The following is an 8,104-nucleotide window of genomic DNA, read 5'->3' on the forward strand; positions in this document are numbered from 1 at the left end:
GGGGCCCGCCGATCAGGCCAGGACGTCGGCCACGGCGGTCGCCGGCAGCCCGTGGGCGGCGGCGACGGCGTCGCTGGTCAGGGCGCCCGCGTGGGTGTTGAGGCCCTCGGCGAGCGCCGGGTCGGCGCGCAGCGCGTCGAGGGTGCCGAGGTCGGCGAGGCGCAGCACGTGGGGCAGCGTCACGTTGGTCAAGGCACGGGTGGAGGTCTCGGGGACCGCGCCGGGCATGTTGGCGACGCAGTAGTACAGCGTGTCGTGGACGCGGAAGACCGGGTCGGCGTGCGTTGTGGGCCGGGAACCCTCGAAGCAGCCGCCCTGGTCGATGGCGATGTCGACGAGCACGGCGCCGGGCCGCATCCGCGCGACGACGTCGTCGGTGACGACCTCGGGCGCCTTGGCGCCGGGGATCAGCACGGCCCCGACGACGAGATCGGCGGCCAACAGCTCCCGCTCCAGGTCGTAGGCGGTGGAGTACACCGTGCGGACGCGGCCGTGGTACTCGGCGTCGATCGACTTCAGCTTCTCGACGTCCACGTCGGCGACGGCGACGTCGGCGTGCAGCCCCACGGCCATCGCGACGGCGTTGCGACCGGAGACGCCCGCGCCGATGACGAGGACGCGGGCGGGCGGGGTGCCGGGCACGCCGCCCATGAGGACGCCGCGGCCGCCTGCCGGGCGCATCAGGTGGTAGGCGCCGACCTGGGTGGCGAGCCGGCCCGCGACCTCGCTCATCGGGGCGAGCAGCGGGAGGCGGCCGTCGGCGGTGCGGACGGTCTCGTAGGCCACCGCGGTGGTGCCGGCGTCGAGCAGCGCGCGGGTGCAGGGCTCGGAGGCGGCGAGGTGCAGGTAGGTGAACAGCGTCAGGTCGGGACGCAGGAAGCCGTACTCCGACGCCACGGGCTCCTTGACCTTGAGCAGCAGGTCGGCGGCGGCCCAGACCTCGGCGGCGCCGGTGAGCACCTGGGCGCCGGCGGCCTTGTAGTCGGCGTCGGCGATCGAGGACCCGGCCCCGGCGTCCTGCTCGACGACGACCTCGTGGCCGCGGGCCACGAGCTCGTGGACACCGGCGGGCGTCAGGGCCACCCGGAACTCGTTGTCCTTGACCTCCCGGGGAACGGCGATCTTCACGGTGACCTCCCGATGTGGTGACCCCGATGCGACGTAGGGACACCAGGGTGAACTTCGTTCGTCTCCATGTCATGCTCTGCGCAGAAGATTCTGCAGATGACGTTTCTGGCGAAGGATCAGCGATGAACACGCCTGCGCGGGCGGTGTCACCGAAGGATGTTCGGCCCCCGCTGGACGAGGTCGACCGTGCCCTGCTGCGCGCGCTCGAACGCGACGCGCGCATCCCCAACAACGCGCTCGCCGAGCTCGCCGGCATCGCGCCGTCGACGTGCCTGACCCGGGTCCGGGCGCTGCGCGAACGCGGCGTCATCCGCGGCTACCACGCCGACGTCGATCCCGCGGCCGTCGGACACCCCCTGCAGGCGATGATCTCGGTGCGCCTGCAGAGCGACGCCCGCAGCAACCTCGCGGCCTTCGTCGACCGGGTCGGCCGGCTCCCCGAGGTGCGCGACGTCTACTTCCTCGCCGGCGACGACGACTACATGCTGCGCGTCGCGACGGCCGACTCGTCGGCGCTGCGCGACTTCGTGATGACGCTCAACACCCACCCCGACATCGCGGGCACCCGCACGAGCCTGATCTTCGAGCACATCCGGCCGCCGCAGACGCACTGACCGTCCCTCCCGGCGCCGGGCGGGGCCCGGCTCAGCCCGCGACGACCGACCGGTCGAGGTCGGGCTCCAGGTAGATCACCCGCGCGTCCGGGACCGACTCGCGCACCCGGGCCTCGGCCGCGTCGATCGCCGTCGCGACCCCCTCGACCGCCATACCCGGGACGAGCGCGATCTTGGCGGCGACGAGCATCTCCTCCGGGCCCAGGTACTGGGTACGGATGTGGATGACCCGCACGACCTCGTCGCTGCTCTCCAGACGCTCGACGATCGTCGACAGCACCGGCGCCACGGCACCCTCACCGATCAGCAGGCTCTTCATCTCCACGATCAGGATGATCGCGATGACGCCGAGCAGGGTGCCGATGCAGAGCGTGCCTATCGAGTCCCACACCGGGTCGCCCGTGAGGACCGTGAGCCCGACCCCGAACAGGGCCAGCACCAGCCCGATCAGCGCGCCGAAGTCCTCCAGCAGGACCACCGGCAGCTCCGGCACCTTGGACTGGCGGATGAAGCCCCACCACGTGCTCGCCCCCTTCAGCGGGCGCGACTCGTGGATCGCCGTTCGGAACGAGAAACCCTCCAGCCCGATCGCGACCACGAGGATGAGCACCGCGACCAGCGGCGTCGTCAGGCCCTCGGGGTGCTGCAGCTTGTGGATGCCCTCGTAGATCGCGAACACCGAGCCCAGCGTGAACAGCAGCAGCGCGACGATGAACGAGTAGAAGTAGCGGTCGCGCCCGTAGCCGAACGGGTGCTCCACGGTCGCGGCGCGCTTGGCGCGCTTGCCGCCGAGCAGCAACAGACCCTGGTTGGACGTGTCGGCCACCGAGTGCACGGCCTCGGCCAGCATCGACGACGACCCCGTGACCAGGAACCCGATGAACTTCGCGACGGCGATCCCCGCGTTGGCGAGCAACGCCGCGATGATCGCCCTGGTTCCGCCGTTCGCCGACACCGCTGCTCCTGCTCCTCGGACCGGTCCACGCCCGGGGCCCGGAGCGCGCGGTGAACCCTAGCGAAACGCCGCTACCGGACGAGCCGGGACCGGGGGGTCAGGCGAGACCGTCGGCCGCGAGGAAGAGCTGGGTGCCCGGCGTGGCCGAGTCGACGACGACACCGCGGTCCGACGCCGGCAGGAACACCGCGGTGCCCGGGCCCAGCTTCAACACCGACGCGTCGCACCGCACCAGCGCCGCCCCCGAGGTGCCCATGAGGATGCGGGGACCGCCGTCGGGCACCTCCACCGAGTCCTGCGGACCCTCGGCGACGAAACGGCGCAACCGGAACTCGACGGCCGGGGTGTCGTAGGCGACCCAGCCGCCGTCGTCGTGCCAGTCGCAGACCGGCGGCGGCGCCGAGTCGAAGTCGAGCACCCGCAGCAGCTCCGGGACGTCGACGTGCTTGGGCGTGAGCCCGCCACGCAGCACGTTGTCGGAGTTCGCCATGATCTCCATGCCCGCACCCGACAGGTACGCGTGCAGGTTGCCCGCAGGCAGGTAGAGGGCCTCCCCCGGCTGCAGCACGATGTGGTTGAGCAGCATCGCGGCCAGCACCCCGGCGTCGCCCGGATAGCGCTCGGACAGCTCCAGGATCGCCCGGGCCCCCGCGCACCACTCACCGCTGCGCGCCGCGAGCCGCACCGCGCCCTCCTGGGCGGCCGGGACGAGATCGTCGAGGACCGACTGGGGCAGCGTGATCCACGTCGTGAACAGGGCGCGCAGCCCGTCGGGACCCGGCTGGGCGGCCAGCAGCTCCACGTAGGCGCCCAGGGCCGGGACGTCGAGCGCCCGCAGGAACCGGACCGACGCCTCGGCCTCCCGGAAGCCGACCAGCGCGTCGAACTCGGTGAGCGCGCAGATCAGCTCCGGCTTGTGGTTGGGGTCGCGGTAGTTGCGCTCCGGCGCGTCGGGCGCGACGCCCAGCGCGTTCTCCCGCTCGAACCCGGCGGCGGCCTGCTCGGCGCTCGGGTGGGCCTGCAGGCTCAGCGGCTCGTCGGCCGCGAGGACCTTCAGCAGGAACGGGAGCCGGCCACCCCACCGGCCCGCCCGGTCGGGGCCCAGCGTGCGGTCGGGATCGGAGTCGATGAGCTCGATGAGGGACTCCGCCGCGACGTCGCCGCGCACGACGTGCGATGGATCGGCCGGGTGCGCGCCGAGCCACAGCTCGGCCTGCGGGTGCGGTGAGGGCGACGGACGCCCGAGCAGCTCCGCGATCACCGTGCGGGAACCCCAGGCGTAGGGCCGCACCGGGTTGTCCAGCAACTCCACGGTCGTCGTGCTCCTCGTTCGGGCCGGTCGGCCCGGTCGCGGTGGCCTGTCGTCAGGCCGGTTCGATGGTACGGGTCGCCAGGCCGAGGTACACGGCGGCGATGTCCAGGCGGGCGGCGAGCACACCGGCCCGGAGCAGGACCGCGTGCGGGGTCCCGCGCACGATCTCCTCGACCGGATGCAGGACGTCGGCGACCGGCCACGGCCTGCCCGTGCGCCGCAGCAGCACCTGCCCCGGCTCGTCCTCCCCGGTGGCCAGCAGCATCAGCCGGGGCGCCGCCGCGGCCGGGGCGGGGTCGTCGAACGGGTCGTGGAACACGTCGCGCTCCGCACCGCCCGCCTCGAGCGCGCGGCGCAACCCCGACAGGGTCGCGGCACGCCCGACGTCGTCGGCATGGGCGACGATCCCCGCGTGCGTGGCCAACGACGCGGCACCGTGCGCGGCGACCGCCGCGGCGACGGCGTCGACGCCCCACAGCAGCGGCGTGTGGTCGGCCAGCCGCAGCGCCAGCGACTTCGCCGGGTTCATGAACGGCTCGTGGCCGGGCTGGTTGCGCTCGGCCTCGGCGTCCAGCGCGTCGGCCAACGCGTCGAGGCGGACGTCGAACCCCCCGCCCAGCAGGCCCAGCGCGCCGGTGACGGCCAGGCCGACGGCGAACGCCCTCGGCAGGTCCAGCCCCGGCGGCACGGGGATCCGGGGCTCGACGAGCCGCGCCCGCCCCGCCCCCGCGGCGGCGACCGGACCGTCGCCCGGCGCGGACAGCACGACGTCGCTGCCCCGGCGGACCGCGGACCCGACGGCGTCGGCGAGCTCGGCGTCGGTCGCGTCGTCGGTGTGGACGACGACCACGTCGAGCGGGCCCGTCCACAACGGGACCGTGTCGGTGACGACGACCGGCACCGGGCACGCCGGCCCCAGCATCGCGGCGACCAGCGGCGCGGCCGTCGCGGACGCGCCGGGACGGCGCACCAGCACCAGCGCCCGGGGACGGTGCCCCACCAGATCGGCCACACCGGCCTCGTCGGCGCTCAGCGCCGCCGAACGGACCTGCGCACCCGCCGTCGCCGCGGCACGCAGCACGCCCCCGGTGTCGACGGCCGCGAGCGCCGCCGCATCGAGCAGGAGGGTGTCGTCGAGCACCGCGTCACCCGTCGCCACGGGAACCGGCCTCGCCCGAGGCGTCGTCCGCAGCGGTGCCGTCGGCAGGGAGCGCCTCGTCGAGCAGCAGGACCGGGATCCCGTCGACGACCGGGAACCGACGGCCGCACGACGTACAGGTGAGCACCTCGGCATCGGGGTCACCCGGGGCACCGGCCCGCAGCGGGGCGTGGTCGTCGGACGGGCACGCCAGGATGTCGAGCAGCTGGGGGTCGAGCTCGATGGCCACGGTCCTCCTCTTTCCTGCATCGGGGTCGCAGCGGCGGGCGTCCCCACCCGCGATGCTGCCAGCCCGGGCGGGTCCGCGCCGGGTCCGTCCGGGTACCGGACCGACCGCCTGCGGATCGGTGTGTGCGGTGTCTGCGCGGTCTCGCCGGGCCGCCGCGACGTCCGCGGGCCCTCAGGCCCGCACGATCGCCAGGACCTCGTCGCGCAGCGCGGCGACGGCCGCGTCGTCGGCGGCCTCGACGTTGAGCCGCAGCAGCGGCTCGGTGTTGGACGCACGCAGGTTGAACCACGACCCGTCGGCCAGGCCGACGGTGAGGCCGTCGAGCTCGTCGAACTCCGTGCCGGCGCGGGCCCCGAACACCTCGCGGACCGCCGCGACCCGCCCGGCCTGGTCGGCCACCGTCGAGTTGATCTCGCCCGACGCGGCGTAGCGCTCGTAGCCGGCCATCAGCGCCGACAGTGGGCCGTCCTGCTCGGCCAACGCCGCCAGCACGTGCAGCCCGGCCAGCATCCCCGAATCGGCCCGCCAGAAGTCGCGGAAGTAGTAGTGCGCCGAGTGCTCGCCACCGAACACCGCGCCCGTCTCGGCCATCGTCTGCTTGATGAACGAGTGCCCCACCCGGGTGCGGACCGCGGTGCCGCCCAGCTCGGCGACGATCTCGGGGACCGCGCGCGAGGTGATGAGGTTGTGGATGACCGTGTCGCCCGGCGACTTCGCCAGCTCCCGCGACGCCACCAGCGCCGTGATCGCGCTCGGGCTGACCGGCTCGCCCCGCTCGTCGACGGCGAAACAGCGGTCGGCGTCGCCGTCGAACGCCAGGCCGATGTCGGCCCCCGCGGCGACGACCGCCTTCTGCAGGTCGACCAGGTTGGCCGGGTCGAGCGGGTTCGCCTCGTGGTTGGGGAAGTTCCCGTCCAGCTCGAAGTACAGCGGGACGACCTCGAACGGCAGCGCCGCGAACACCGCCGGGACCGTGTACCCGCCCATACCGTTGCCCGCGTCGACGACGACGGTCAACGGCCGCGCACCAGACAGGTCGACGAGCCCGCGCAGGTGCGCCGCGTAGCCCTCCAACAGGTCGCGCTGCTCGACGCGGCCCCCACCGGGCCCGGCCGGCACCCCGGCCTCGACCGCCTCGCGCAGCGTGGCCAGCCCCGTGTCCTGCCCGATCGGCGTGGCACCCGCCCGGCACAGCTTGATGCCGTTGTACTTCGCCGGGTTGTGGCTCGCGGTGAACATCGCGCCCGGCACGTCGAGCGTGCCCGCGGCGAAGTACAGCATGTCGGTGCTGGCCAGGCCGATGTCGACGACGTCGAGACCCTGGCCCGTCACGCCCTCGGCGAACGCCGCCGCGAGCGCGGGCGACGAGTCGCGCATGTCGCGCCCCACGACCACCGACCGCGCACCCTCGGCGCCGACGAGCCGAGCCAGTGCAGCGCCGATCGCGTGCACCGTCTCCGCGTCGAGCTGCTCGCCGACGACACCGCGGATGTCGTAGGCCTTCACGATCGAGGACAGGTCGGACACGCACGGAACCCTATCGGTGATCCCCGACAGCCCTGCGGCGGTGCGGTCGCCTCAGCCCTCGCCCGAACCCGGCAGGACCCGCAGGTGGCCCCGACGGCCCGTGCCGCCCTGCACCGGAACCGGCGGCGACGGGTCGAGCGGGCGGTCGGCCCGCCCGGCCTCCCGGACGGCCTCCGCCAACGCCGTCAGGTCGTCGGCCGTGGGCTGCGGCGGAGCGAACTCACCCTCGAACCGGACGACCTCCCAGCCCCGCGGGGCGGTGAGCCGGTGCGCGTGCGCCGTGCACAGGTCGTACGAGTGCGGCTCCGCCTGCGTGGCCAACGGACCCACGACAGCGGTCGAATCCGCATACACATAGGTGAGCGTGGCCACCGCGAGCTCGGTGCACCCGGTCCGCGAACACCTCCGCACACTCAGCACACCGCGACGATAGCGCCTGCGGCCCGCGACCCCCGACTGCGACGCGCGGCGAGACCGGGTGGGGCCGCAGCCGTAAGATTCTGCGGGTGACCACCGCGCGCCGCACCCTGGCCCGCTCGCCCCGCCGGCGTGACCGCCGGGGCCGGGGCCTGCGCGGCCTGCTCTACCCGGTGTCGTTGCCGGCCTCCCGCACCCGTGCGGAGAAGTTCGACCAACTGGTCCTGGAGGCGCTCGAGCCCATCGAGCTGCGATGGGGCCCGGAGCTCGCCGAGCTCGACCTGGCCGTCGACGAGGTCCCGGAGGTCGACGAGACCTCGCCCGACGAGGTCGTCTGGGGCGCAGGCGTTCTCGCCGACGTCGGGGTGCCGCTCGCGCAGCTGGTTCCCGCGGGTGTCGATCACCGCGGCCTGCCGTCCCGTGCCCGGATCGTGATCTACCGCAGGCCGCTGGAGGCCCGCGCCCGCGGCGGCGCCGACCTGGCCGACCTCCTGCACGAGGTCCTCGTCGAGCAGGTCGCGGAGTACCTGAACATCGAGCCCGACGCCGTCGACGGCGGGGCCGAGTAGGCCCCGGTCGCGACACCCCGACGAGCACCCGCGGTCCCGAGAACGCCCAGCGTGTCACCAGCGCCGCCGCGACGCGCTCACGACACGTCCGACACCACCCGGACCACCGAGCGTGTGATGGGGGTCGACGACGAACGCTCACGACACGCTCGCCGGCGCCCACCCCGAGAACGCCCAGCGTGTCACCATGAGGT

General features: G+C 74.0%; 9 protein-coding genes. 2 read left to right on the forward strand and 7 right to left on the reverse strand.

The window, feature by feature from the left end:
• Window positions 1–12 precede the first annotated feature (12 nt).
• Window positions 13–1,128: an alanine dehydrogenase gene (gene ald, locus PSU4_RS30020; RefSeq protein ID WP_147115916.1), complete on the reverse strand. Its 1,116-nt coding sequence runs from the start codon at window positions 1,126–1,128 to the stop codon at window positions 13–15.
• A gap of 122 nt (window positions 1,129–1,250) precedes the next feature.
• On the opposite strand from ald, the gene PSU4_RS30025 reads away from it, so the two are divergent.
• Entirely contained in the window at window positions 1,251–1,742 is a 492-nt protein-coding gene (locus tag PSU4_RS30025; protein ID WP_147115918.1) for an Lrp/AsnC family transcriptional regulator, read from the forward strand.
• 31 nt (window positions 1,743–1,773) lie between these two features.
• Here the strand turns inward: PSU4_RS30025 and PSU4_RS30030 are convergent, their stop codons facing one another.
• From PSU4_RS30030 to PSU4_RS30055, 6 genes are all read right to left on the reverse strand, one after another.
• The gene (locus PSU4_RS30030; protein WP_147115920.1) at window positions 1,774–2,697 is read right to left on the reverse strand and encodes a cation diffusion facilitator family transporter; all 924 of its coding nucleotides are present in this window, start codon (window positions 2,695–2,697) and stop codon (window positions 1,774–1,776) included.
• Between the two features lie 97 nt (window positions 2,698–2,794).
• The gene (gene manA / locus PSU4_RS30035) at window positions 2,795–4,009 is read right to left on the reverse strand and encodes a mannose-6-phosphate isomerase, class I (protein WP_147115923.1); all 1,215 of its coding nucleotides are present in this window, start codon (window positions 4,007–4,009) and stop codon (window positions 2,795–2,797) included.
• A gap of 52 nt (window positions 4,010–4,061) precedes the next feature.
• Entirely contained in the window at window positions 4,062–5,168 is a 1,107-nt protein-coding gene (locus PSU4_RS30040) for an SIS domain-containing protein (RefSeq protein ID WP_246115445.1), read from the reverse strand.
• Window positions 5,155–5,397, reverse strand: coding sequence for a Trm112 family protein (locus PSU4_RS30045; protein ID WP_147115925.1), 243 nt, complete (start codon window positions 5,395–5,397; stop codon window positions 5,155–5,157). The genes PSU4_RS30040 and PSU4_RS30045 overlap by 14 nt, the downstream gene beginning before the upstream one ends.
• A gap of 171 nt (window positions 5,398–5,568) precedes the next feature.
• Window positions 5,569–6,924, reverse strand: coding sequence for a phosphomannomutase/phosphoglucomutase (locus PSU4_RS30050; RefSeq protein WP_147115927.1), 1,356 nt, complete (start codon window positions 6,922–6,924; stop codon window positions 5,569–5,571).
• 51 nt (window positions 6,925–6,975) lie between these two features.
• Window positions 6,976–7,344: a DUF3499 domain-containing protein gene (locus PSU4_RS30055; RefSeq protein ID WP_147115929.1), complete on the reverse strand. Its 369-nt coding sequence runs from the start codon at window positions 7,342–7,344 to the stop codon at window positions 6,976–6,978.
• 86 nt (window positions 7,345–7,430) lie between these two features.
• On the opposite strand from PSU4_RS30055, the gene PSU4_RS30060 reads away from it, so the two are divergent.
• A complete protein-coding gene (locus PSU4_RS30060; protein ID WP_147115932.1) occupies window positions 7,431–7,910 on the forward strand; it encodes a metallopeptidase family protein in 480 nt (159 codons plus the stop codon).
• Window positions 7,911–8,104: the final 194 nt, after the last annotated feature.

The sequence above is a fragment of the Pseudonocardia sulfidoxydans NBRC 16205 genome, assembly GCF_007989085.1.
Classification (GTDB): Bacteria; Actinomycetota; Actinomycetes; order Mycobacteriales; family Pseudonocardiaceae; genus Pseudonocardia; species Pseudonocardia sulfidoxydans.